A 26,338-nucleotide genomic window follows, 5' to 3' on the forward strand; every position below is an offset into this window, starting at 1 on the left:
CCAGCGAAACTGGCCAAGTGTTTCGGTGTTGCCGTGATTGAGCGACAGTTGTGGCGAATCTCGCGACGGGGTAACCCGAAGCCTTCAACCAGTTGAAACGTTAGTTGATTTGGACGATGGCTCCTTGCACGGTCAGTTGTCCATCGGAAGTGAGGTCGGTCGTCGCGCCGCCACTGAGCGCGAGCGCTGCGTCGGCGGTTGCATTGATTTCCGGTGCCGCGATGTTGGCTTGGGCTTCGGCCGTGATGTCAATTTGCGAAGCTTGGATGGAGATGCCCGAGGGAGTGATTTGGATGATCGATTCACCGCATTTCAGCGTGATCGATGTGTTTGCTTCGATCGTGATGGAACCGCTCTCTGCGGTCACGGTCCGGTCACCTTGTTGGATCGTTAGCGTATCGTCGCCCGCATCAATGGTGGTTGATCGATCCTGGCCGATCTCTGTCGTCTGGCTTCCGCTACCGCTACCCACGCCGACTTTGATATTTTGGTCATTGTAGATTTCGATCGACTGGTCACCCGAGTCTTGCTTTTCGGAACCGACCGTCAATGAATCATTGTTTTCGACGACGCGTTGGAAATCACGTTCGCTATGCAGATAGATCAACTCTGCATCTTTGGTGTCATCGAAGGTCAGTTCATGGAAACAATCGACGTCACCATCTTTGGTGCTGCGTGTACGGAAGACCGTTTTCGCTTGTCCAGACGCTAATTCTTCGGGTGGCATCCGGTCGGCATTGAAGACACGGCCGGTCACGATCGGACGATCCACATCCCCGTCCAAAAACGCAACGATGACTTCTTCGCCGACACGGGGGATCGACGCGGCCCCCCAACCTTTGCCGGTCCAGGGCTGCGTCACGCGAATCCAACATGAACTGCTGTCGTCGCCGGCGCCGACGATGTCCCAAGCGAACTGGATTTTGATGCGGCCAAACGAATCGGTCCAAATCTCTTCGCCGTCCGGTCCAACGACGGTTGCGATTTGCGGACCGGGCATCGGTGGACGCGGGGTCTCTCGGATCGATCGATAGGGAATCGACGAGGGTTGGACATGCAATTGCCCGTTGAATGACGCCGTGGCACTGGCGCTGCCCACGCCTACATCCCCCGCACTGGCTTGGATGTGACGACCTGTGATCAGATATTCTTGATTCAGGGCATCGGTGGGATGCGACGTGATGGTCAGCAAATCGCCGGCCGAGATCTTGCCCGTCGAAACATTGACGGTGGCCTTTTCTTGGCGTGCGACTGCCGCTTCGGTCAAGACACGTGCGTAGTGCTGGCCATCGTCAGTTTCGAAGAATCGGCCCGGAAATTCATACCATTGCCATTCGCTGTTGGTGTCCGCCGCGTTTTGCCGAACCGTCATTTCCGCGCGTGGCTTTTGGAAATCATAGTCACGCAAAACGTACGATGCGGTACAGAAATGGCGTTGCCTGGAAAAGTTGGACACACATGTTTCGGTGCTGCCCGAATCAAGTTCATGATACGGCAGCGAATCGAGTGAATCGACTGCTTGATGGGCACTGACGTCGTCACACAGAACCATCGTGTGCGCGTCGTTGGCGTACTCAAAGAAATAGTAGATGCCTTCTTCTTCGAACAACCGGCTTAGAAAGTGGAAGTCCGATTCGGCATACTGCACGCAGTACGCGCGTTGACGATAGGTCTGTGTCAGGCGATCTTCTAGTTCTGCGGTAAATCCGCGTGCGTCAATCACCGCTTTGGCGATATCGACGACCGACTGCTGTTGGAAAATCTGGGATCCACCGACGTGTCGAAGCAGTTCGAACCATGGCGCAAGCGTCAAATGGTATTCGAACATGCCGCTTCGAAGACCCGCTTGGGCAAGTTGAGTGGCGTACCCATGCAGGTAAAACGGCGTTTCGTCGACCTTGCCGACTTGGATCGAGACAGGTTGCTTCAACAGATCGGTTGGGTTGATATCACCGTCGGTACTAGCCAATTGCAGCAACCCCTGGAACGGTTGCCCCAGTTGTTCGGACCAAGACAGATGGTTCACGATCAGCACATCCTGTCCCAGAGGTGTGCTGATGGCGATCGATCGGTTTTCTTGCGTGATGGGCATGGCGAAACTTAGATGATGAACTGGCAGTCGCCAGCGTCCGATTTCGGTTGCCTGCTGTGGATCCACGCGCTGCGGCCAAGGGAACCGATATGTCCAGCGGATCCGGTTCGCCCCAAGGACATTCTTGGAATGGTGCAACGATCCAAGATCAGTCGAACTCGGCAATCGAGTCCGGGGTCGACGTAGCTGCGAATCAGTCGACTCAGTTCACGATGTCCCGATCCACCGGGCAACAGTGTTTGGAACAGATCAAACGCAATGGGGCCAATGTCCAGATCGATCATCGACCGGCGGTCTGGGACTGATCGTCCCAGGACAACGCTGCGGCCTAGTCTTCCGCCTCGCCCCTGCGCGGTCGCGCTGCAAGTCAGGAGGGTTAGATCCTCGGATTCCAGACGCAGGTTCCTCAGTTGGAACGTTTTGACCTTCGCGTCGGCATGGATTGTCGCCGAAACCACGGCGGCAAGGCCTTCGGCGTTGCGATGCGAGGTTGAAAACCGTCCGCTGAAAAACAGCCGGTCGGTTGATTCGGGGGCTTGTCCTGGCAACGGCATGCCGCCCGAGATCGCACCGACGTATGAAGCAAATCGGTCTTGGTCCGGTCTGTCTCGCTGGACCGCGCCTCGACTGCTGCTCCAAGCGCGATAGAACAACGTGGCCATGCGATGATGGAACAGGTTCAAGAACGCTTCAAGGGCCGGATCGCTTTGGTGCCGGGTTTCGTTCCGCACCGTTTCGGTCATGTGCAGCGGCATCGGGCCGCCGGGCCCCAGCAGTCCAAAGAACCGTTGGCTCAGAAGGGCTCTGCCATCGGCACGGGAGTCGATGCGGTCAATCGTCGAGGGTGCAAAATCAAGTGCGGTCGTTTGACGAATCCGAACGGCTTCCTGATCGGCCTGTCGCGCGTGGCCGATCCGTGGCAACGATTCAGACAATCCTTCAATTCGCCGGATCGCTTGAAAGAAGTCGAGCTGGTGAACCGAATGATCGATCGCTCCGGCGACACGTTGGTCCCAGTCGATTGGATTCGTCGCGGTTGGCGCGTCGGTCGAAGGTTTCGTGGTTGGCATGGGTTTTGGTTGTGCGGGGCTGATGCCGCTGAACGACCTGGATTCTGCGAATCGATCAACGAACTTTGCCGACTTCAAATCAGTGACACAAATGCCGGATCATGGCAATGTCACTAGATCATCGAAATGGTTCCCGTCCGTACGGGCCAGCGATGGACACGGCCTCGCGACGGGGTTCGAATTGTCGTCTGGGTAAAGCTGTTGAGTGAGACGAAACGGGCCATGAATTGATCCAGCACCGCGCCCATCAGGAACGCGCCGCCGCCTTCGAAAGCGGCTTCGTCAAGTTCTAGGTCTAAGTGAACGCCACGGCCGTGCACGATGGGGCCGTCGAACGGCAACTGCCGAGTGACCGCTTCGTTGGTGACCGAGAGGATGCCGTCGACCTGACGTCGTGTGGCAGGCAAATCCGCAGGGCAATACAGATACAGCATCTGTCGCAACAAGGCGGCCGCGGATCGTCCTCGTTGATCGCTCTCGGTTCCCACTTTGTCCGATTGTTTTGCGCGGTCGCAAAGGGATAAAAAGTTGGACGTCAAATGGTTGACCAATCGCCAACAGGTTTCACCGTCTTCGGTGGTCAATGGCTGTCGCGGCGTCGTGGGACCGGTCAAACAGGAGATCGAGGCGACCGGGCCCGGACCATCCAATGTGAACGCGTCGCGCCATCCCGATGCGGGTTTCAGCATCGCCAGGTCACGGTTGGTGCAGTACACCGTTGACGACAGTTGGCGGATCGGGTGTCGCGAAGGTGCCTGATTCGAATCGGTCAACGTGACGTAAACCTCGGTGCCTAAATAGGACGACCGATGCCCGTATTCGCGTTGGTTCGTTGACGGTTGTCGGGGACGTCGATCGAGCGTGTAGTAGGCGGCATGTTGGTGGCGAGCCGCCATGTTGGTCGGCGGCGCGTACAGCGGCAAAAATTCGACTTCTTGCAGCGGTGTTCTTCCATGACCAAGCAATTGTTGGACGGACCAAATCTCGAAATCCATCGGTCGACTACGGTCGACCAAGAGTTGGTGTTCCGATTTCGCTTCGGAAATTTGAACTCGATCGGCTCGCTTTTTGAACAAGTTGATGGCGGGCACGCAGTGCAGCGCGAAGTGTTCTCGCGCAAGTCGGCTCGCCAGTTCTCGTTCGGATTCGCCCAAGCCGATGACGATCTCGATCTGTTTCCCATTGGCTGTCGCGATGGCCGTGGATAGTCCTTCGATGTTGACGAACAAGAACTTTTCGGGAAGCAGGAAATACTCTTGAAGCAGTCGGTATCCCGAAAACGACCGTGGTTCATCCGGTAAAAGCGATTCGCTGTCGTCAAATCCTCCGGCCGATAGTGCTGATCGATCGAGTCGATCCCAACGCCCTGATTCTGTTTGTCCGACGGCAATGGATGTCGTGTGGGCTACCAGCAGTTCCAGCAATTGATGGGCAATTTCGCCACCGCGTAGATGAATAGGCAATCGATCCATCTTCAGGGCGGACATGGGAACGCCACCAGTCGTTTCCAGCGTGATCCGAAGACCCGATCGAACTTCAGGTCCGCCCAGCACGGATGGCAGCGGCCGTGTGTTGGCGGACCCTCGCTCGATCAATTCGACGTCCGTGATTTTGATCGGCCACAAATCCAGATCAGCGGTCGTTTCAAAACGGCAAGGCGTCGGGGATGCATGGCTGGTGGGCCCCTGCAGACGCGATCCGCGTGGTAACCGGTAGCCGTCGACCAACGAGCCCTCGTCAGGATCGGGATGGATTTCGACAACCGCAGCCGCCGGAATGGGGCGGGTGTAGTGCGGATAGATCGATTGCAGTAATCCGCCGGTCAGCTGTGGAAATTCGGAATCCAGACGCCGGTGTACTCGGGCTGCGAGAAACGCAAACCCCTCTAGCAGTCGTTCGACAAAGGGATCCGCGCAGGCGAATTCGTCCATCCCCAATCGACCCGCAACCGCTGGATACTCTTGCGCAAACTCGGCGCCTAACTCGCGCAGATAGCCGAGTTCGCGGTTGTAGTGGTCTAGGAATTGGGCTTCCATGCGCTCAATCGGTTTGACTGGATGAATCGGGCTTCGGTTTTGTCATTCGACGCGAATGAACTAGCCTGCCCGTCGAATCTGACTGGGATCGGTCGCGTGACATTGACCGCTGCCCAGGTTGATGGCGATGCCCATCGCAAATGTTTCCAGCCCGTCGGCTGGACCGAACAACGCTTCGATATCGACGGTCAAGTCGCCGATCGAAAACTCGTTCACGCGGCAAGTGACCGTCAAGGTATCGGGCCTCAGTCTCGGCTCGAAACTCTTGATGACGCTGGTCAGTTCTTGCTGCAATTTTCCGGTGTTGATGCTGCTGCCGGTTGATCCCGACAGATCGGGGATCCCGTAGTTCAGCACACTGTTGCGAACCAACGGCCACGCCTCTAGATCGGTGTCCTCGGATAGTCGCCGCGTTGCAAATAGAGCGAGCAGGTCTCGCTGAATCTGAGTTCGCAGGATTCCGATCTGTTTCCTCTGTTGGCGCCGCGTGATCGTTGCGTTGGATGACGGTACGATGGACGAGGCCATCGCGGACGTTTCTTCGCCTGCCGCTTGGCTTCTCGCAAAGCGTACCGCAACGTCCGCACCATCGTGATTGCCGATCAATCGATCTAGCAACGACGATGTGGGACGATCAATCCGTTGATTCGGTAACATGCGGAAGAGTCCAGTTGGGACTAGGCTGCTTTCTGCTCTAGAAGGTTCCAGCCCTTCGGCGATGCCTTCACTGCTGCTTCGCCGGTGTACTGTGTGTACGCCAGTGAGATCTTGGTGAAGTTCAACGCGAACGACTCGCTAGGCTTGTCGCCCATCATGCCGCTGTGGGAATAACTGGTGACGATCGGGTCGGTCAGGGTCACGACCAGGTACACCTGTGGACCGCCTTCGCCGTCGGTTTGCAGGTAGGTCAACGAGGCTTCTTCGAGGGATGCACCGGAAACGCTTTGCATGAACAGTTCCGTCGACGCGATGTCGAAATCTTTGGAACAGTGGACTTCCGAGAAAGTCGGTGCACCCGTTTCGCGTGCCGCGCTGCCCGAAGGCACGCCGACGGATCGAGAGGCACTGAACTGAGTTGATGTCAGTTTGATCTGGCCTTCGTACCCTGATGCGGCTGCGTCGCCTTTGATTTCTTTTTTAAACTTTAACAGAATCATTTGCTACTCTCACTGTGAATGATTGGGAATGATGGATGCCGAGTGCCGACCGATGTTAGGCAGCCTTGGCAGATGGCAACTTGCTGACCAAACGCAGCGAGACGGTCAAGCCTTCGAGTTGATAGTGAGGTCGCAGGAAGAACTTGGCGCTGTAGTAGCCCGGGTTTCCTTCGATCTCTTCGACAACCACTTCTGCGCCAGCCAATGGTCGGCGGGCTTTGTCCAATTCGGATGCCGTCGCCGGGTTCGTGTCGACGTATTGGCTGATCCAGTTGTTCAACCAGATTTGCATGTCCGATCGTTCTTTGAACGAACCGACCTTGTCGCGAACGATGCACTTCAAATAGTGAGCGAAGCGGCAAACGGCGAACAGGTAAGGCAGTCGGCCGGAAAGACGTGCGTTCGCGGTCGCATCATCGTCTTCGAAGATCGATGGGTTGTTCAGCGACTGGGCGCCGATGAAGGCTGCCAGGTCGCTGTTCTTTCGGAACACCAATGGCATCAGGCCGTTCTTGGCAAGTTCGGCTTCCCGGCGATCACTGATGGCGATCTCCGTGGGGCACTTCATGTCGATTCCGCCGTCGTCGGTTGGGAAGACGTGGACAGGAAGTTTCTCGACCGATCCGCCCGATTCGATGCCGCGAATTCGCGAGCACCAACCGTGCATTTTGAACGATCGGTTGATGTTGACCGCGAATGCGTAGGCGCTGTTGGACCACACATATCGGCTGTGGTCCGGGCCTGCGGTGTCCTCTTCGAACGCAAACTCTTCGACGGGGTTGGTGGCCGCACCGTAGGGTTGGCGAGCCAGGAAACGTGGCATCGTCAGGCCAACGTAACGCGAATCTTCGTCGTTGCGAAGCGAAGTCCACGACGCGTATTCGACCGTTTGGAAAATCTTGGTCAAATCGCGCGGGTTGCTCAGTTCCTGCCAGGATCCCATGTGCATCAACGACGGGCTGGCCGCGGTGATGAACGGTGCATGCGACGCGGCGCAGATCTTGGCCATTTCGCCCAACAATTCAACATCGACCGGTGTGTGGTCAAAGTAATAATCGCCGATCAGTGCGCCGTAGGGTTCGCCGCCGAACTGGCCATACTCTTCTTCGTACAGCTTCTTGAACAGCGGGCTTTGATCCCAGCCGGTGCCCTTGAACTTCTTCAGCGTCTTGTGAAGATCCTTTTTGGAGATGTTCAAGACGCGAATCTTCAACATCTCGTCGGTTTCGGTGTTATTGACCAGGTGAGAAAGTCCTCGCCACGCACCTTCAAGATTTTGGAATGCTTCGTGATGAAGGATTTCATTCATCTGCTCGGCAATCTTGCGATCGATTTCCGCGACCAGAGCTTCGATGGTTTTGATGGCGTCGCTGGAAGCAACCATTTCGGTGGTGACAAGCTGCGCGGCCAACGTGTTGACGGCGGTCGTGACTGCCAAGTTGGCTTCATCACTGCGCGGCTTGAATTCGGCTTCCAATAGCTCGGATAGGGTGTCCAGCGTGATGGCAGCAGCAGTATCTGCGGGAGCCTCTGGTGCTTCCGATTTGGTTTCGCTCATCCTTGATTCCTCTGGTCTTGTTTTGGTTTACAGGCGGCAATCGGTGGGTTGCCGTGAAGGGTATGGGGTTAGGCTGCGTCCGTTTCAGGTTTGGCCGTGTCGGTATCCAATGGCTTTTCGGTCAGTTCTTTCAGCAAGGCAGGGTCGCTGATCAGTCGCGAAACCAATTCTTCGGCTCCGGTCTTTCCGTCCATGTAGGTCACCAGGTGCGACAGTTCGGTGCGTGCGTTCAGCAGTTTTTCAAGCGGCTCGACACGTTGGGCCACGCGTCCAGGCGTGAAGTCGTCCATCGATTCAAAGGTCAGGTCGACGCTGAGGTTGCCTTCGCCGGTCAACGTGTTTGCAACTTGGAACGAAGCACGTGGCTTCATCGACTTCAATCGTTCGTCGAAATTGTCGATGTCCGTTTCCAAAAATTTGCGATTGGCAACGTCTGGCAGCGGTTCGGATGGGTTACCCGATAGGTCGGCCAATACACCCATTACGAATGGCAGTTGGACTTTCTTCTCCGAGCCGTACGTTTCCACGTCGTATTCGATTTGGACACGAGGCGGCCGATTGCGAGAGATAAACTTCTGACTGCTTTCGGACATGTGATGTACCCTTTTGCTTCTAACGTCGAGGCGCGTGAAAAAATTAGAGATTCAGTTTCTGGCGATCACTCATCGAAGTCACCCGCCAAGTTTCTTGCCTGCGCGAGCGCATCCGGTGCTAGTTCACGGATAATGCCCACGAAGTCCTGATTGATCAGTCGGCTAGCCCGACGCAACAGCAACGGCACAGGACTGGATGGTTCGTGCTGTTCGAAATATTTGATGGCCGCTTGAAGGACATGCGCGGCGTCTTCGCGAGATTCCACACGGATGCGAGTGATCTCGGGGATGGAATGATCCACGTCGTCGGGATTCCAGTCGTCTCGCACTTCTTCGCCAGATGTTGCTTGGTTGGTGTTCGAACTGACGTCCTTGATGATGGCATCGGACACCGACAGACGCTGGCGAAGTTGGTTCTTTAGGATGTCGCGACAACCTGCGACCTTGTTCATCAGTGTGCTTGCGTCCCATGCTCCTGTGCCAATCGTTTGGTCAAGGAATTCGATGGTTTGGCACAGCGAGCCATCGGCGCGTTGGCACACTTCATATCGCTGTCGAAGTTCGGTTACCGACAACGACAAAAAGGCGGCCTCGATTTCCATCGGTGTCGGGCGATCGGCATTTGCGATGTTCGCGGAATCGCCTTTGGAACGACGAACATCGTCCACGGTAACGGTCACATGAGGTGGAGCTTCGACCAGAGCGATTCGGCCGATCATGGTCAGCAGTCGTTCCGGTTCGCACAGTCGGCCCAGCGAGTTGATTCGCACGAACGGATCGTTGTTGTCGGACGCGTCAAGCTGTGGGTGGATGTCGGACCAGAAATTGCAGGTCCAATCGCGAAGCAAGCCCAAGCCATCGGCCAGCCCACTTAGACCCTCGCGGTGAGTGAGAGTCTCGATCAGCAGTACGGCGACACGCAGGTCACGTGTTTCGGTTGCCAATTCCGATGCCAGTTGGTGGATGGTGTTCCACTCGGGGCCCTGCGCGGCAATGATCGTCTGGCCGTACTGTTGCTCTCGCGTGCCCTCGCTGAGTCGCATCATCTCGACGAACCGCGGGTCGTACTCGAGATTCACGCCGGATGGCGAATTCGATGAAAGCGACGTGGTCAGAGATTGGCGTTCGACAGCCGGCATTTGCTTGTGTCTTCGCGTTCGATTTCGTGCCCACCCTCGCAATTGAGTGATGGTGTTAACGGTTGAATCGACTTTATCACGCGAAGGCCTGAGTCACTTTGACGTCTTTTTGACGGTTTTTGCGATTTTAGGCCCAGAACAACCAGAACAGTTGAGCCAGCAGCATGGCTAGCAAGACGGCGGTTACCAGGATGATCGCATTGACGACGTTGCGGTGTCGACGGCAGCGTTGTCGTTCGCTCGATGTCCAAGCCAGATGATTCTGTTGGTCGACCATGTGACGAAGGACTGGTTCAAAGAAGCAACCCATCTTGGACGAGCCGCCCGATGTACCCGCCGCGGTCGAAGCGACGAACATGCCGCTGACGATTCCTGGGTCGCCCGTTGGATTGACTGCATGAACCGCTTGGGGCTGCGATACCGTGGCAACGGCGCAGCTTTCCACCAACAAACTGCGCAGTGACGTGTGCCAACGCCGGCATTGGATCAACAGGCGTACCAGTCGGTAGTTCTGGGGCTGGCTCAACGATCGAGGCGTCTGGAACACCGTCTGCACGCGAGATTCCATCATTCGGATGGCGTCGGTCGCAAGTCCGTTCATCGCGTCCACGGTGGGGATTTCTTCGGACACGAACGCGCGGCCCAGCGGTAGCGATGTTTCCTGTTCGACCATCCGCAGTCGCCGCTGCAATTCGTGATAGTCATCGGCGTGATCGTTTTCGGTGACCATCATCGTGACCGGACTTGCGATCCCCAGTTCGGCCTGCATTTGATCCAGGTCGCTGCGTATCGCACGCCCCAGGATTCGCCCCGATTCACTTGACGTCGAACTGCGGTCGGTGATCGCGTCGGAGTCGACCAGCACCAACGTGCCGTTGATGGGGGCATGAGGAAAGCGTTCAGATCGCAGGCAAGCACAGAATTCCGCCATCTGTTCCTGGCATGCGGATGTCTTGGTCGACGAAAGCGAGTCGGGGATTGAACGCGCAGGAACGGTTTCCGGCGTGATCGATTGGGCGTCCAGGACCAGCGAACGGGCGTGGTCGAGTGTCCGCATCGCGCTGGTCATGGTAGCTGATTTTGTACCAGTGATTTTGGTCTTGGCACGCGGCGATGCGATGGCAACCGAATCAGGTCCGATGTTGGAGTGTCCGTCGTTGTCGTCCCCTAGGTCGTCAGATTCGAACGCATCCTTTCCCAGTTCCGATTCTTCGCTGGCAACGGGATCATCTTCGCCGCCCCGTTCAACGTCACCGGGCTGTTGATGTTCGGAATCCAGTTCATGTTTGGATGGATGGTCATCCTGGTTTGTCGGTGCGGCGGAATCTTGCACTCCTGGATCATCAACCGATGCGCGAACGCGACTTCGGCCATCGGCATCAACGAAAGAAAGTTGGTTTGTTGGGGATCCAGTGCCGGCACGTTTGTCGCCACTGCGAAGCAGACCGCCATACACGCCGATGTCGCGACAGAAGATCAAGATCCGTTCTTCGGTCACATGCCAATCGATTGCAGGCGCAGCACCGGATGATGGGTGGGTTACGGTAAACCCGTCGCTGCCCATCAACGCATCCTGTTGATGTCGCGTTTCGCAGCCAAGGACCACAAAGCAGGGAAGTTCGGATAGCCCGATGCCGTGTCGAGCCAGTAATTTGGTTCCGGCGTTCCAACCTTGGCGAACTCGCACATCGCCAGGCGGGACCTCGTTCATCCAAATCCGTACCGTCCAGTAGGTAACGGCACAGGAGAGTCCCCACAGGACCAATAGGCCGACGCTACGTCCTAGCGTCATGTAGTCGCCCCAGGCGATGCGGGTGGGGTCGATTGAATAGACCAGCCATGCCACCAGCGCCAGGCAAAGCAAGAACGTCCCGACCAGCAAAGCAACCATCGCCGCCAACGAAAGTTCTAGGCGCGATTTCACACGCTGCGCAAGGCTTGGCTTGGCGTCATCAGACATCAATGATTCTTTAGGCTTTTCAGGATCGAAGCGTTAAGGAGAACACAGCCACATTTGCGATCAGCATCAGGCCTGCGGCGACAGTCCACCAAACGATGTTGCGGCGCGTTGTGTTCGGTGTGGCCCCGCCGAGTTGGCGGTGTTGGCGAGCTGGGCGGTCTCCGCCGGTATCTTCTGAGAGATGCATCTGCGCTTTTGCCAGCCAGTCTTCGATCGTCGGTGGAATCCCAAGTTCCTTTGTCGTGGACGTGGAAAGCTCGGGCACCGAGTAGACACCGCGAAATCCAAGCAACACACAGTCGTGGAACACCCGCAGCACGTTGTTGCCAGGGGCGCGGGAAGCCGCATCACGAGCGACCTCGGTGGCAAGTTGGTAAAAACGTTCGCTGCAAATGCGCGACCCAAACGTACTGGCTTCCATTACGTGGTCATTCCACCAAACTCGACCTGACCATGGCATGTCTAGCATCAACTCATCGGTCAGGGCGACCAACGCGTAGATGGCGGATTCCCAATCAGCATCGTGAAAGTGACTCTGCCGAGCCGTTTTGATACGCCCGGTCAAGGCATCGTTCAAACTGACCGGATCCACCGACTCACCCGCCTGGATCGCATCGATCACGGCAAGCAGCGATTCAAAGTAATCATCCACGAATTGATCAAGCGATTTCTTCATCAAACGTTCCCAGTTCGTTGGATCGCATAAATCGCGAACTGAAGCGAAACGGTGTGGCTGTCGACGCGAACGCTCAGCGTTTGATTTCCCGCCAATTGACGATGGTCTTCGATCAACTGTTCTCGTAATCGCATCGCGATGGTGCCGGTATCCAAGACGTCGGTCCAAGCCGGGCCACTGCCGCTGATCTCAAAAAAGCTCCAGTCGGACTGGGATGGCAACGATCGCGGGACCTCTCGAAGCGGTTTCAGTTCCAAGCCCATCGCTCGTTTGTTGTACAAAGCTTCGACCTGCCTTGCGCTGCCTAGTTTCCAGTCCAGGAAACCGGGTGACAGAATCTTTTCGAGTCCCGATGTCGACAACTTTCCGCGACGAACACCAATCACGCATTGCCAGTTGCTTGTCAGCCATTGGGGATCCAGGCTGACCTGCATTCCCAACCCGGCGCCGACAAAATAACGCTGCTGATAGGCACTGCGTCCTACCGCTGCGATTCGCGACTCAATCCGGGCTCGCAATGCATAAAACAGTGGGCCGATCGCGTCATGGTCATAGGCGGCGATCGATTGCAGCGAACGGCTCTCGCTGAACAGATCCAGCGCACCAGCCAGGCGACTCAGTTCTACGTAAGCCGCCCATGGGTGCACACCGCTGGACTGCGCCAGCACACCAATCACGGCTGCCGCTTGATTCAGCGATTGCAGCATCAGAATTCGTTGCAGGTCGCCGGGCTGATCAGCGTCCATGCCAACGCTGTGATCGTTGACCAGTTTGGACAATAGTTCGATCTTTAGCATCATCAGGTCGTGAATCGGTCGCAGCAACCGCTGACGCATCTGTGGCCACGCAGCGCAATCCATCAGTGATGGGATGAATCGGTCATCGAGTTCGGCGATCGATCCGCCCACGGTGCCCCGTTTGACTCGAGCGATTCGCAGAACGTCGTAGCCGGTCAAGTCGTCCGTCGACAGCATCAACGTCGCGTTGACGCGGCGAAAAATCACCGGTTCCACGCTCGATCCGTCGCTTTCATCCGGGACGTGGATTTGCAGTTGGCGGTATCGTGTGCCTTCGCCTTGATCGCCTTCGGCAACATTTGCAGAACCTAGTTGCAGTCGGGGCACCGCCAGAAAAACGTCGACACTGTCGCCGCCGCTAATCGGGATGGTGGCACCACCGGCGTTGGAAACTGTGGCAGAGGAGGTTCCAGAAGACGAAACCGCGAAGCCGGCCCGCAGGTCCACCCGCTCGGTCGACTCACCCGCGGCCAATTCGACCATGGTGCCCTCTGGCATCCTGGCGCGAACTCCATCCAACTGGAAGAATCCCAATGCCAGGGCGTCTGCGTTGATCGAAATGCTGGCCAAACCATAGCTGTATGGGTTCTGCCAGCGATCGGCGGCCGCTTGGTTTTCGTGCCAATGCCGGTCCCACGCCTGCAAATGATGAGGGCGTAGAAAGAGTCCTTCGTGCCAATGGACCGCAAGATTCTGCATCGGATTCCTTTCCGAATGATTGGCGGCGTTCATCAAATCATTTTGACTCGCCGTGTCTAATCGGGCGTAGATTAGCTAATTCATGCAAACACTTCCAGACGATAATGCCAGTAGAGTCAACGTGAATGAGTTTCACGGCGCGTCGCCGACTTGCCCTCATCGCTCAGTGAACCTATGTCTCTTTGAAGCCCGCGCCGAAGTGTGACCAAAACTGTTTTCACCGCACTGCTGCTGACGAACATGCTGTTGGTCTCGCTGCTGTCGCTTCCAGCGCCGGCCCAGTGGGATATCCGGCTGGATTCGCCACTGCGCGAATCGATGCTCGACGACGGGTCGCTGGACCAACACGGGATGATCGAAGAGACGCTGTTGCTGGCACCCGCAGCAGAGGGCATTCCTGCTGCACCAATCCCCGTTGATCTGACCCCAACCGAGGTTGCTCCGGCCGAGCCGCTACCGATCCAACCCGTTCCAATCCAGCCCGTTCCAATCCAGCCCGACACCAGCGGGATCTCGATTAGCGGGCCGAGTGCGATGGATCCGATTCTTTGGTCCGATTCGCCGGAGAGACCTTTCCCCGGCAGTGTTGATGCCGCGACCAGCACCGGCCCTTGCGGCTGCGATCAAGGCCTCGCTTGTGACGGGACCTGCGGTTGTCAGTCAACTTCGCCCGGCGTTTCTTGCCAATGGACTCCTTGGCAGAATTTTCGCGGACCCTCCCTCCCGATCGATTTCGAACGCTTCATGATCGGAGCGAACTTTCGAAAGCAACGAACCCATGACCGAGGGATCGGTTATGAACGAGTCATGTTTGCCCCCAATGTCTTGGACACGGCGATCCAGGTGCCTCATTTCGGCGTGCGGCTGAAACTGGATGACGGACTGCAGACGCCCGATCGTGCCGAGTACTACTGGGGGCAACCGGCGGGTCCGGAAACCGGGCTGAACGCACAAGACTTGTCGGTTCGGCTTGCGGTTGGCAACGAAAAAGCAATGGTGTTGACTCAGTACACGATGCGTTCGCTGGACCCGGAAATCAACGACAACACCACCGGTTTCGGGGATATGGTGATCGGTGCTCAGGCACTATTGGTGGACGGGAAACGCACCAAGGTCGCGACGGTCTTTCGGACCTATCTGGCAACGGGACCAGTCAAAAGAGGTCTGGGAACCGGCCACACTTCGCTTGAATATGGCTTGCTTGGACGACACTGCCTGCGTCCGGAAACTTATGCGTTCGCTGAACTGAAATACTGGATGCCCCTGAAAGGCACCGAGGGAATCGCGGGCGATGTGCTGTCCACCGGCTGGGGGATTAGCACGATCGCAGCCGAAAGTGACGTGTTCGCGTTTCTGCCTACGCTAGAAATCAAAACGCTTTCCTTTCTGTTCGGCGGTCAGAATGCTACCAGTCCGACGACATTTCAACGCGTTGACGGCGAAACCGCGATCGAAGTCTACCCGGGGGCCCGTTTTGTGTTGGGGCCCAAAAGCGATCTGGGACTGTGGGAGTTTGGGGTGGCGACAGGCTTTACCATCGCCGACGAACAATGGTTTGATACGCGATTCGTGTTCGATGCACGGCTCTCATTCTGACTTGGCCGGACTTTCCTGATTCGCCCACTTGGGGCGATCCACGCTGGAATCAATCTTGCGAATGCGTTGAACCTCGGCCAACGCTGCCGTCTTATGCCCCAGCGACCAAAGTTTTTCAGCTAGATTCAGCGACGCCCCCGTTGCCTCGGGGCGCAACGCAACGGCGATGGCATAGTAGTGCAACGAATCCCGATTGTCGTCGACCTGTGGATCCGCCGAAGGGTGACGCGACAGCATGGTTGCCAGGGTATGGTTCACCCAAAAGTCGCTGGGGTGGGACGCTTGTCCGCGCCGCAGCACAGCGATTGCATGCGGATGCTTGCCACTGGCGGCCAGTGCGTTGGCCAGTTGCACGCGGCTGAATGGCAGAAAGTGTTGATCCAACCCATCTTCGGCAATACGCGTCAGTTCGGCATGATCGCCGGCTAGAATCGCCATCCGGAGGCGTTGCCGCAGAGGGTCTGTGTCCAGGTACGACAGCACGTCGGCAGGCCAAGGGGTGGCAAGTCCCGTCGAGATCGCCAACTGCTCGCCGATCCAGAAGTCCAGTGATTCGATGATGTGCTGCAGCAGAAACCGCGGTACTTGGCGCAGTTTGGCTGCCGCGTGTCGCGGAGGCGTGGTGTCGACGTTCAGGCCGAATGAGTTAAACGCATCGGAGATGAGGGCGATGGCACGCGCCGAACCAAAGTCCGAGTCCTGTTGACCTTCGTTGTGCAACGTCGTGGTCAGTCGTGACGAATCGAGCGCGGATACAAGATCGAAGGCGGATTCGTCGGTATGGATTGTCGTCTCCAACTGGTTCAGTCGATCTCGGGCAGCCGACAACTGTGGCTGATCGCGAAGCAGTTGTCGCGTTTGCTCCAGCGTCACAGCGGCATGGACCAGACTGCTGGTCGGTTTGGACTTGCTGGTGGCGATGGATATCTGCAGCATCCTGGCTTGGTCCAGCAGATGGCGGGATTGCAGCGAAGCTTGTCTTGTTCGATCCATCGCTCGGATCGATTCGACCGACCATAGCAACATTCCGCTGGCGATCGCGACGCAAGCGGCGGCCACCGCCAACACGGTTGCCGGGCGTCGCCGAATCAGTTTGCGTGTCTGATACAGCAGCGTCGGTGCCGCAGCTTGGGTGGGCTGGTCATCGAGGAACCGCTGAAGATCGTCTGCGAAATCTGCCGCGGTTGCGTATCGGTGAATGCGGTCGGGGGCTAACGATTTTAGCACCACCCAATCGAGGTCTCGCTGGCACTCGCCAACCAATTGGCTCAGACTGGTGCGACATCCGTACGCTAGTTCTTGCTGTTGCGAAGCGTCAAGAGACTGGACTCGCGCACTCGGACGTGGCGTTTCGTGGTTTTCGGTCAATCGCCGCAGCGCCGAAAAGTCTCGAAAGGGGGTGTCTCGCTGGTTGATCGGGGTCGATCCGCACAGCAGTTCAAACAGGATGGCGCCAATCGAAAACACATCCGCACGTGCGTCGACATCATTGCCGACAGCCTGTTCCGGGCTAAGGTATCCCGGTGTACCGATGAATTGGTCACAGGCGGTCAAGCCAGAGACAATCGTGTCGTGGCCTTGGATGACCTTGGCGATGCCAAAGTCGATGATCTTGATCATCGGTCCGTCGCTGCCCTGGCACACCAAGATGTTGTCGGGTTTCAAATCGCGATGGACGACGCCGCTTTGATGGGCTGCATGGACTGCCCGGCAAATTCGTTGAACCAGCCGGATTCGTTGCTCGATCGTTAACCTGTGCTGATGGCAGTATGTCGCCAGCGACACTCCATCGACCAGTTCCATCACAAAGTATGGTTCGCCGCGGTCCGACGTCGACGCGTCGAATAGGCACGCGATTTCGTTGTGGTGCATCGCAGCCAATACTTGGCCTTCGGCGACAAACCGAGCACGCGCCTCGTGGTTCGATGGGGTGGATCCAAACACTTCCGAAGTCATCAGCTTCAACGCGACATCACGTTGAACCGGATAGCATTGGTGGGCGCGGTAGACGCTTCCCATGCCACCGCGACCGATAAGCGAATCGATCCGATAGTTTCCAATGTTTCGGCCGATGACAGGATCTTGGCCGAGTTCGACGGTGGTTGGGGCCGGACTTGCGATCGCGGCGCCGACCCGAAGATCACGGGTCTTTTCGTTGGATGGTTCCAGTTCGATCACAGGAAATCAAACCGGACGGTGGTAGCTGACTCGGTTCCGTCCATCGTGCTTGGCTTCGTACAAAGCGGCGTCCGCATTCTGAATGAACTCGGTTGCTAGCTGCGATTCGTCGGAAGATACCGCGACACCAACGCTGATGGTGATATCCAGTGGTCCGGCGGACGTTTGGAAAGGTCGCGATTGGATCGCGATGCGGCAGCGCTCTGCAGCGCGGATAGCGTCTTCGAGTTGCATTTCGTTCAAGATGATGGCGAATTCTTCCCCGCCGAACCGTGCGAAAATTTCGTCGCCACGAAGTTCAGCCTGGATCCTTTCGCCCAGTTCAATCAGGACCTCATCGCCGGCCAGATGCCCATGGGTGTCGTTGACCTGTTTGAAGAAATCGATATCCATGATGGCCAGCGAGATCGCGCGGCCATTCCGTTGGGATCGTTTCAAGTCGCGTTCTAGCGATTCGGTGAAGTAGCGTTTGTTCCATACACCGGTCAGGCCATCGCGAGTCATCATCGAATAGACGGCTTCGTGATACTGCGACTCGAAATGGTTTGACGTCAAAAGTTTGAAGATGCGATTGCCCAGACGTATCTGATCACCGGCAACCAATGCGTGCTGGGTTACTTCTTGGTCGCCCACGTAGGTGCCGTTGGTGCTGCCCAGGTCCCGCAGCGTAAATCCGGTGTCAGTTCGCTCGATCACACTGTGGCGACGCGAAATGGACGTGTCGTGAATGGTTAGGTTGCACGATGCATCACGACCAATGACGAATGGGAATTCATTGATCGCCACGGGGCCTGCATCGATCGCAAGCGGATGGATTTGCAATAGACAGACGGTGTCTTGATTTACACCAGGCGCACTTTCCAGAGCGATCGCAGCAACGGTCTGCTGAAACATTGTTTGTGTCATCGTATTCAAGCCTTTTCTAGCAGGCGGTCCTAGCCCTCCGGTACGACTGCCTGCTCAACACCTGCAGGCTCGTCAAAGCCAGCGTGCCCAAAACAAGGCAGTCTCGGAACTGGTTGGAACCTAGGTTGCCGATTCGGCGTAGCGGTCGTGATCGCGGTTGGCCAACGCCATCAAGTTGATCTGGCGGTCACCGTCGATGCGATTATGCGGACTGTCCGGCTTAAGTGTGGCGCCGCGACACCCATCGCCGGTCGACAGCGATCGATTCGTCACATCGTAGGACGGGCTTTCCAGGTCGTCGAAGTATGTTTCGTGCCAGCGACGGCCTGGAAAGGCCGCCCTACGTATGGGAAAGGCTGCCTGATCGGCAGTGACGTGCATCGAACGTTCACATACCACTTCGCCGATCCAAACTGCGGTGGCTCTTCGGTTGTGCTCGGCCTCACCGTCGGCCCGATTGCACTCTTCGCAGCCTAGGGCTGCTTTTCAGCTTCATTGGAACCGCTGTGTCGTTCTAGGAACTCTGTCGTTGCTTGCTGGTCGATGCGAATGTAGTGATCCTTCAGGATCGGGAAGACGTCGCCAACGACCGATTGCAATCGGAGGTCGCTGGTGGGGCGTGATGGCATGTGACAGGAGACGCAGTCATCCGAAAGTGTGATGCCGTCAGGCGGAACGAAATGACAGCCCTGCTGTTGGTGGCATTCCAGGCAACTGGCCGAATAGGCCTTGGTTTGTTCGCGTTGGTTTTCGTGTGGGTTGTGGCAGGCGACACAGGTCATGTCGGAACCCAAAAAACATTCACTCACCTGTAAACGCGAAAGCTGGTTGCTGGTGTGCACACTGTTGCCTCCATCGCTGCCTTCGGGGGCCGGATAGTAATGATCCAGCAGGTTGTCGCCGGGACGGTAGGTAAACGGTTCGCTGCGAAGATCCGTTGAACCGGCGTGGCATTGGCCGCAGATCTCCAGCTGCCGTTGTCGGGGCAAAGCAGCCGGTTGCACGATATGACGTGGCTCGGTGGCATCGGGGTGACGGTCGTGATAGGCGACATGTTCAGCGGCTGGTCCGTGACATCGTTCGCAGGAGACTCCCAGAATCAGCGAGTGCGGGTCAAACTCGTTTCCACCGCCGCTGGATCGCCACTTTGCCTGTTCGTCAGCGGATCTTTCTTTCGTTTCTTCCGTTGGTTCAAAGAACGTTGCGTGGCAATCCATGCAGCGTGCCGGGATGGGCCGCGCATAGGCCGCATCACCATCCACAAATCCGGGGCTGTTGATCCAGCGGTTTGACTTCGTCAGATGAGTCACGTTGTGCTGGTACAGTCGATCGTCGTTCCAATAGCCGAACGTCCGTGCCAAGTTTCCGGACCCAAAGCTCAACTGCATCGGCACGTCGACATACCAATCGTAGAAACGTACGCGTTGAAAATAGTCATCTTCCAACTGGATCATTTCGATCGACAGATTGGCGTCGCTTGTCGACATGCGATTTTCAGGTGGTTCGAACTGCCCAGGCATCGCCATCTGGTCGACGAACTTCGAGGTTTGCGAGTGCGCGGTCTGCATGAACGAGGCGTGAGTCTTTTCGTGACATCGCTTGCAGACATCCGGCCCCACATACCCCAGGCTCTGGCTTTCCACATCGTTCTTGTCAGACGCTTCGTCAGGTTGCCGAGGCATCTTCCCCGGCGCGAACGGGATCTCTACCCCACCGCCATCCCGCAGTTTTCCGACGAACCAATAGTCGCCATCGCCGATATAGGACACCGCCAAATCGCTGGGGGGCGGCATTCCAATCCCGTCCAACGTGTTCTGGTTCCACCGCTGGATCTCGTTTTTGGCCTTCTGATTCAGAGCCCCCGTGTCTCGCTGTACCGAACGCCGCCGCAGTGATTCGAATTGGTCGCCGGCATCCGGCGCAGGCCGCATCAGGGCGTACCCAACGGCCACCAAGATGATGACTCCTAGAATCAGTTTGCCGCGGCTGAACATCTCTCGCTCCGTTTCCGTTTCCATGCGTGTGGTCCTGGCATCGCAGCATCACCGCCTGCCACTCACTGTCGCAGTGTAACACCCATCGCTGTCCATGCATGCCGATGGGGAGAGCGGGAAACGGTCGGGCAGCCGTTTCCCGCCAACGCCATACGCGGGCAAAACGCATCCGTCTAGCGAGAAGTCCAGCCCGGATGTTGCGCCGGGGCCCAACCGCCATTCGGACACCCATCGCCCCCAAGTGAATGCAATACGCGTCTCGTCCATCAAATCGGCAAACATTTGCTGAGGTCGCAATCGCAGATTCTGGTTCTCGCTGATCCCGAACGACGATGAATTCCTTGGTTTAACGCCAAAGGCGTCCGACGAAGTTCGCTGGCTTCTTTCATATCGTCTGGTTCATGTGTTGATGGATGCCTCAGCGGCTGCCGATTGGTCCGTCAGGTTCGGTCAAAAGGAATTTTCGAGTTGTCGACGCCTCGGCACCCGTTGATGATCGATTGCGGTTTTTGCCGACGTCGATTGACTCCTTCCGCAATCTTCCTGTTCGTTGCACATCTTGTCTCGCGGTCTGGGAAAACGGAAGAGATGAAGATGGATGACGCCGTTGTTGTGGATTGGACGCGTCAGTTGTGTGATCTTGGTTTCCGCCACGACTGCGAATTCGATGATTGGGGCGTCACCCCGAATCAATGACGACGATGACCCAAACGTTGCACGTCAGCGGGCAGCCGTGTTAGTTTTAAAGTCCTCTAGGACCACACCCGCCGCGTGAACTTGATCGCTCGTCGGCCAACATCTTTCCCCGAATCGCGAAAGGACGCTGATGCGCATTGCGGCACTCGGTTTTGCACTTATCGTCGGGGGCATCGCAATCTTTGCCTTCACCCTAGTCGAGTTGATCGATGGGGCTGCGCTTGATCCGCAGACCAAGGTGCCCGGGACGGTTACCGCCGAGATCGATTCGCCGGGACGGTACTACGTGTGGGACAACCACTGGACGATGTTTGACGGTGAGCGTCTTCAATATGATGCAGAGTGGCCTGATGACGCTAGGATTGCCGTTCGCGACGCTAGCGGCGAAGAACTTAAGTTCGTTCCCGACGCGTCACAGAACTGGAGCATTGGAAACAATGAAAAGACGAGCGTTGGATACGTGGACGTTCCATTGGCCACAACGATCCAGTTGGATGTCGACGATGTTGGACGCGACAGAATCGTCACGGTATCGAACCGCACAATGGAGCAAGAGCTATGGTCCCGGCTTGGAGGCTTCGGAGTTGCGTTGGTCGTGGGGATACTCGGTGTTCCGATCTGTTTGCTGGGCTTGTTTCTGAGCCGGCGTTCAGCGAACGCCGAAGGCGATTCGGGCCGATCGATCGACGGATCGCAGAGGCATCAAGGCGAAGTCGCCGAGCAAACGTGATTTTCGTCGCTGGGGCATCAGCAACCATGGGCGATTTGTTTCCGGTCCCGAGTGACTTCAAGTATTCGTCCATTGGAACAAATCGAGGTCCGAGCCAATGAGTTTCCTTGACTGCCAGATTGTCTGCGAGTTCCCACCGTTGAACATTTTCGTGCAATCTTCTTTCGGCCAATAGAATCACAATGAATCGACTGACCGCCCTGAGTTTGCTACTTGCCTTCAGCACTCAAGTTGCATTGTCGCAATACCGGTCGGTCTTTGGGCACGTGGGTGACTCCGATGAAAAGCCGGTCGACAACGCATCGGTTTCGACATTTTGGAGTGCCAACGGGAGTCAGAGGCAGTCGGACGGGACTGCATTTGACTGGAATTGGGACCGTCGATCGAAATTCGAGGTGATTGGCGTCTGCATCGATTGGTCCGGCGAAATCGACGACGTTTCGAAGTTGGATAAAGCGTTGTCGGCGATTGAAGCCAATGTCTGGAACGGAAAGAAAATTCCATTCCCTATCGTGCTCGATACGACGTTCAACACTTGGGAACGATATGGAATCCCGGGGCTTGGCACCGTCGTGTTGATCGACCCCGACGGACGCATTGCAGAGGGTGACGAATCCACTTTACAGTTGATTCTTGACCAAGCCGATCCTTGAATCGCGTGCAGGTTGCAAACCACGGGGTTTCGGGTTGCAAAGGCGATCGACTGCCTGACCGGGCACCGGATTGCGGGTGCCTTGTGCTTGGCTGGACGGGATCTTGGTAGCCCGTGCGATCTGGTTGCGCCGATTTGCGGATGCGGCTTGCGGATGTGACTGGTACGGCTGAGAATGATTTGGGTCGATACGCTGGCGATCAGATAAGAATTTCGGCGTCACCTCTTCCACCAAGATCCCATTCGGGCCGCTGAAAATCGAATGAAGAATATGAAGAAAGTTCTCTGCATCGCTGTCGTATGTTTGGGTATGTCAACGTTGGGATGCAGCAAGCGAACGCCGGTGGTCGAGGTCAGTGTCGGTGAAAGCGGCGTCACAATTGAAGACCTCGTCAACGGCGACGACCTGGATCTTGCTTGGCCGCAGTGGCGGGGCGGCGTTGGCGGTCAAGTCCGTCGGGAATCGGGAACGGGATCGTTGGATCCATCTGAATCGATCCCGATTCAGTGGAGTGCCGAAGCGAATGTCCGTTGGCAGGTCGATGTTCCCGGCCGCGGGCATGGCAGCCCAATTGTCGTGGGTGACTTGGTCGTGTTGGGTTCAGCGACAACGGATCCGGCACAACAGTTCGTGTTGGCCTATGACCGCAACGATGGACACGAACGATGGAAAACCGTCGTCCACTCGGGCGGATTGCCTTCGGATCGGGCGGTTCATCGCAAGGCCACCAACGCCAATGGCACGCTCGCCTGCGACGGGGATCACCTGATCACAGCCCACTTAAACAACGACCACATTTGGGTGACCACGTTGGCGATCGACGGCGAAGTCCTCTGGCAAACTGACATTGGCGCCTTTGTATCGAAGTTCGGGTACGCACCATCGCCAATCCTGTATAAGTCGCTCGTCATTGTCGCCGCAGACAATGGTGGCGGCGGTTACATCGTCGGATTGGATGTGCGGACTGGAAAGGTCGCGTGGCGTCGTTCGCGTGGCAACGTCAGCAGCTATTCCAGCCCCGCCTTGGTCACGCTGGATGGCGTCGACCAGGTTGTGATTACCGGAATGGATCGGATGACCAGCTATGAACCGGCGACCGGCAAATTGATTTGGGAAACCGAATGCATTTCCGAGGCAACTTGCGGGACCCCGATCGCAACGGCCGGTCACGTGTTTGCGTCCGGTGGATATCCTGACAAAGAAACGGTGTGTCTGGATGCCAAGGGCAAACGCGTCTGGTCGAACCGCACCAAGCTGTACGAGCCATCGTTGGTGACCGATGGTGAAAACCTGTATGCGGTTAGCGATGATGGGATCGCGTATTGTTGGGATGTCGCCGACGGCACCGAGCACTGGAAGAAACGGCTCGGCGGCAACTTCAGCAGTTCTCCCGTCGTCGTTGGCGGGAACGTCTACGTGTGTGACCTGTCGGGCAATGGCTATGTGTTCAGAGCCAGCAGCGAGAAGTTCGAATTGGTTTCTAAAAACCAGCTAGGCGACGACTGCTATGCCAGTCCGGCGATCGCCGGTGATGCCATTTTTCTGCGGGTCGGAACCGGTGACGGCCAGCAGCGTGCCGAGAAACTGTTCTGTCTTGCGAACGATTGATCGCGGTCGCTTGCGCTGGAAAGCATTCATTGAAATGCTTCGGGCGGTTACCCGTCGCGGAACAGTCACTGGTTTGTCGATGGAATCCAGTTGCTAATCTGAATGTGAGCCGTTTGGGCGATAGCCCGGTTCTCGAGTGACGAAACCGAGGCTATCGCCAAAGCGGCTCATTCAATCGACGAACCGTCAAGAGCATTGGTCTGGGATTTGGGGTCACCGAAAATCTTGACGACTTCCGCTACGAAATGCTTCGCCGCGTTGGCTGATGTCGCTACTGGCGCTGCGGTCCATTTGTTGTTGGGGCATCGGCGTTTGGTTGGGGCGTGAACGATCGCCGCGTCTTGGTCGTCGGTGCAATTGGTCGCGATCCAGCGTTCGCATCTGGCTAGGAGTCGGGTCTTCTTCCAAAACGAAATCGCGGACCTGTTCGATTTCATCGGCGGTTGGCGGGGTTGGTTGGTATCGGGTCAGACGTCGGGCGCCGCGGCTTCGGCGTTCCGCGTCTGCCTCTCGAATGGGGCCCGATGCGACTTCGGCTTCCACGCCCCATTCCCATCGTGGACCAAAGTGATAGACCGCATAGTACATGACTTTGGCCTGAGCTTCGTCGACGCCGCCACTTCGGCATGCCTGATAGAACATTTGGTGAACGTCTTCCCAGGGCTCGTTCATCTGTTCGCAGTAAACGTCGTGCACTACCGAAGCGTTTCGGTACTTCCCTTCGAACGGTCCACCGATCAGCGACCAAAAGGCAGCGGGAATCGATGCGCCGTTGACCACCGATCCGGCTGGGGCATCCCATCGCTTGTCCGTCGGATCGATGAAGCTGATCGGTTCACGCAAGGTCATGTCGCGGCCATTTGCGTCCCACTGGGCAACGACTTCTCCTTCGAACTGGCCGAACGAAACCGTTACCGGGCTAGAACTGGGGCCACATCCCACCAAGACGATGATGGCGAAGTAGCAGTGATCGATGATACGTGGCATCCGTTCCCTCGTAGCAGTTCAAAAGAAATTGATGGGTGATTCGTCTGCAGCGTATCAGCTAGCCGGTTTCACAATGATCGTTTCATTGACCACGCTGGAAACACCGGGAACCGTTTTGGTCAGCGCCGTCAATAGCGACCGATCGTCGGTGCTGGGAACGCTGCCGTTGAGTGAGATTTGACCAGCCGCAGGCGAATGGGCTGCGACGAGCGGGAAGCCAAGACGGGCAAGAGTCCGTTTGACTCGCAGTTCTAATTCCGCTTCGTTCGTGCTGATGGTCATATGCATGGGGAGCCTATTCGGTGCAATTGCTATTTTTCAGTTAGCAATGCGTCGGGAGGCTTCGTCCGGGGCCAAGAAAGATTTGGTTTCCGCAAAGAACGATCGGCATTGGCGTGATCTTCCACCGTTTGGGTGTGCTGCGGTGAGTTGCCCAACGTTAAGCCCGTCGCCAGTGGTTCGTTAATCCGGCAAATCCCCCCCGCAGCAATCTTTCATTTCGGAACACTTGGCCCTGTCCCGTCGCGGACGACGCATTGGTCAGCAGTCAAAGTTCTCTCGAGTGCACCCACGGAAAGGAATTCCCATGAACCCGATATCATCCAGCCAAGCATCGTCTGCGTCATTCGCCAGCCAATCCACTGCACAGGGCCAACGCGGCGGTGGATCGAGTCCCGGTCAACGACTGGACCAATCCTTGACCGCTTTCCTGAGTGAAGAAGGCGTGTCGAGCGAAGATCAAGCGAAGATCAAAACAGAACTGAGCGATGCTGTCGCAGCACTTCAGAGTTCTGGTTCTCTGGTAGCGCCGACTCAGGTAAAGGATGCGTTGAGCCAGATATTGACCGAAAACGGAATCGATTCAGACAGCTTCATCTCTCAGCTTGGAACTCCGGCGGCGTCGGGATCAAAGCAGCAGGGCGGAGAGTCGCAGTCCGGCGGACCAGGTGGACCAGGTGGACCAGGTGGAGGGCCGCGACGTGCTGGTGGACCGCCACCACCACCCGAAGGCTCTGAAAGCGAAAGCACCGAGACGACGGAAACCACCGAAACGAGTGAGATCGAAGCGTATCTGGAGTGGCTTCAGCAGCAAAGCACCGGCACAAGCACTAGCCGTACTGGTTCATCTGTTCGGCCGGATACGTTTCCCGGTTCGTTCTTGAAGCGTGGTGGTGGGAATTTGGACGCGTCGGCGTAGTCCCCTTCTGGTGAT

At 56.9% G+C, this 26,338-nt stretch carries 22 protein-coding genes; 5 read left to right on the top strand and 17 right to left on the bottom strand.

From position 1 onward, the window contains the following. Window positions 1–100: 100 nt before the first annotated feature. The 11 genes from tssI to tssK all read right to left on the bottom strand — a co-directional run bounded on the left by tssI (window position 101) and on the right by tssK (window position 13,777). On the bottom strand, window positions 101–2,092 hold the full coding sequence (tssI, locus tag K227x_RS10905) for a type VI secretion system tip protein TssI/VgrG (protein WP_145169519.1): 1,992 nt from the start codon (window positions 2,090–2,092) through the stop codon (window positions 101–103). An 8-nt stretch (window positions 2,093–2,100) separates the two neighbouring features. Beyond that, a complete protein-coding gene (tssG, locus tag K227x_RS10910; RefSeq protein WP_145169520.1) occupies window positions 2,101–3,162 on the bottom strand; it encodes a type VI secretion system baseplate subunit TssG in 1,062 nt (353 codons plus the stop codon). A gap of 113 nt (window positions 3,163–3,275) precedes the next feature. Next, complete coding sequence (tssF, locus tag K227x_RS10915) at window positions 3,276–5,198, bottom strand: type VI secretion system baseplate subunit TssF (protein WP_145169521.1); 1,923 nt, start codon at window positions 5,196–5,198, stop codon at window positions 3,276–3,278. Window positions 5,199–5,258: 60 nt separating this feature from the next. Continuing rightward, window positions 5,259–5,855 carry a type VI secretion system baseplate subunit TssE gene (locus K227x_RS10920; protein ID WP_145169522.1) on the bottom strand — a complete coding sequence of 199 codons (597 nt, stop codon included), beginning with the start codon at window positions 5,853–5,855 and terminating at the stop codon, window positions 5,259–5,261. Window positions 5,856–5,875: 20 nt separating this feature from the next. Then, window positions 5,876–6,355: an Hcp family type VI secretion system effector gene (locus K227x_RS10925; RefSeq protein ID WP_145169523.1), complete on the bottom strand. Its 480-nt coding sequence runs from the start codon at window positions 6,353–6,355 to the stop codon at window positions 5,876–5,878. 55 nt (window positions 6,356–6,410) lie between these two features. Further along, a complete protein-coding gene (gene tssC / locus K227x_RS10930) occupies window positions 6,411–7,913 on the bottom strand; it encodes a type VI secretion system contractile sheath large subunit (RefSeq protein ID WP_145169524.1) in 1,503 nt (500 codons plus the stop codon). A gap of 68 nt (window positions 7,914–7,981) precedes the next feature. After that, complete coding sequence (gene tssB / locus K227x_RS10935) at window positions 7,982–8,506, bottom strand: type VI secretion system contractile sheath small subunit (RefSeq protein WP_145169525.1); 525 nt, start codon at window positions 8,504–8,506, stop codon at window positions 7,982–7,984. 65 nt (window positions 8,507–8,571) lie between these two features. Next, on the bottom strand, window positions 8,572–9,645 hold the full coding sequence (tssA, locus tag K227x_RS10940) for a type VI secretion system protein TssA (RefSeq protein WP_145169526.1): 1,074 nt from the start codon (window positions 9,643–9,645) through the stop codon (window positions 8,572–8,574). A gap of 127 nt (window positions 9,646–9,772) precedes the next feature. After that, the gene (locus K227x_RS10945; RefSeq protein ID WP_145169527.1) at window positions 9,773–11,605 is read right to left on the bottom strand and encodes a type VI secretion system protein; all 1,833 of its coding nucleotides are present in this window, start codon (window positions 11,603–11,605) and stop codon (window positions 9,773–9,775) included. 19 nt (window positions 11,606–11,624) lie between these two features. Continuing rightward, entirely contained in the window at window positions 11,625–12,281 is a 657-nt protein-coding gene (locus tag K227x_RS10950) for a DotU family type IV/VI secretion system protein (protein WP_145169528.1), read from the bottom strand. Continuing rightward, the gene (gene tssK / locus K227x_RS10955; protein ID WP_246146736.1) at window positions 12,281–13,777 is read right to left on the bottom strand and encodes a type VI secretion system baseplate subunit TssK; all 1,497 of its coding nucleotides are present in this window, start codon (window positions 13,775–13,777) and stop codon (window positions 12,281–12,283) included. Before tssK ends, K227x_RS10950 begins: the two co-directional genes overlap by 1 nt. A 201-nt stretch (window positions 13,778–13,978) precedes the next feature. On the opposite strand from tssK, the gene K227x_RS10960 reads away from it, so the two are divergent. Next, the gene (locus K227x_RS10960; protein WP_246146737.1) at window positions 13,979–15,373 is read left to right on the top strand and encodes a hypothetical protein; all 1,395 of its coding nucleotides are present in this window, start codon (window positions 13,979–13,981) and stop codon (window positions 15,371–15,373) included. Here K227x_RS10960 and K227x_RS10965 read toward each other — a convergent pair. From K227x_RS10965 to K227x_RS10980, 4 genes are all read right to left on the bottom strand, one after another. Next, a complete protein-coding gene (locus K227x_RS10965) occupies window positions 15,365–17,551 on the bottom strand; it encodes a serine/threonine-protein kinase (RefSeq protein WP_145169530.1) in 2,187 nt (728 codons plus the stop codon). The genes K227x_RS10960 and K227x_RS10965 overlap by 9 nt on opposite strands. Before the next feature lie 6 nt (window positions 17,552–17,557). Next, window positions 17,558–18,457, bottom strand: coding sequence for a GGDEF domain-containing protein (locus tag K227x_RS10970; protein WP_145169531.1), 900 nt, complete (start codon window positions 18,455–18,457; stop codon window positions 17,558–17,560). 120 nt (window positions 18,458–18,577) lie between these two features. Further along, entirely contained in the window at window positions 18,578–18,838 is a 261-nt protein-coding gene (locus K227x_RS10975) for a hypothetical protein (protein WP_145169532.1), read from the bottom strand. A 92-nt stretch (window positions 18,839–18,930) separates the two neighbouring features. Then, window positions 18,931–20,475 carry a C cytochrome precursor gene (locus tag K227x_RS10980; protein WP_145169533.1) on the bottom strand — a complete coding sequence of 515 codons (1,545 nt, stop codon included), beginning with the start codon at window positions 20,473–20,475 and terminating at the stop codon, window positions 18,931–18,933. Between the two features lie 802 nt (window positions 20,476–21,277). Here K227x_RS10980 and K227x_RS10985 point away from each other — a divergent pair. The 3 genes from K227x_RS10985 (at window position 21,278) to K227x_RS10995 (ending at window position 24,138) form a co-directional block, all read left to right on the top strand. Next, window positions 21,278–21,877, top strand: a complete 600-nt coding sequence (locus tag K227x_RS10985) for a hypothetical protein (protein ID WP_145169534.1) — start codon at window positions 21,278–21,280, stop codon at window positions 21,875–21,877. A gap of 182 nt (window positions 21,878–22,059) precedes the next feature. Then, on the top strand, window positions 22,060–22,530 hold the full coding sequence (locus tag K227x_RS10990) for a TlpA family protein disulfide reductase (protein ID WP_145169535.1): 471 nt from the start codon (window positions 22,060–22,062) through the stop codon (window positions 22,528–22,530). A 270-nt stretch (window positions 22,531–22,800) separates the two neighbouring features. Then, complete coding sequence (locus K227x_RS10995; protein WP_145169536.1) at window positions 22,801–24,138, top strand: outer membrane protein assembly factor BamB family protein; 1,338 nt, start codon at window positions 22,801–22,803, stop codon at window positions 24,136–24,138. 213 nt (window positions 24,139–24,351) lie between these two features. Here K227x_RS10995 and K227x_RS11000 read toward each other — a convergent pair whose 3' ends face one another. Together K227x_RS11000 and K227x_RS11005 are read right to left on the bottom strand one after the other, a co-directional pair. Beyond that, window positions 24,352–25,125, bottom strand: coding sequence for a DUF1353 domain-containing protein (locus K227x_RS11000; protein WP_145169537.1), 774 nt, complete (start codon window positions 25,123–25,125; stop codon window positions 24,352–24,354). A gap of 54 nt (window positions 25,126–25,179) precedes the next feature. Further along, window positions 25,180–25,413: a BON domain-containing protein gene (locus K227x_RS11005; RefSeq protein ID WP_145169538.1), complete on the bottom strand. Its 234-nt coding sequence runs from the start codon at window positions 25,411–25,413 to the stop codon at window positions 25,180–25,182. A gap of 298 nt (window positions 25,414–25,711) precedes the next feature. Here K227x_RS11005 and K227x_RS11010 point away from each other — a divergent pair, with 298 nt between their 5' ends. After that, on the top strand, window positions 25,712–26,323 hold the full coding sequence (locus K227x_RS11010; protein ID WP_145169539.1) for a hypothetical protein: 612 nt from the start codon (window positions 25,712–25,714) through the stop codon (window positions 26,321–26,323). The last annotated feature ends 15 nt before the right edge of the window (window positions 26,324–26,338 follow it).

This window comes from Rubripirellula lacrimiformis, from assembly GCF_007741535.1.
GTDB classification, from domain to species: domain Bacteria; phylum Planctomycetota; class Planctomycetia; order Pirellulales; family Pirellulaceae; genus Rubripirellula; species Rubripirellula lacrimiformis.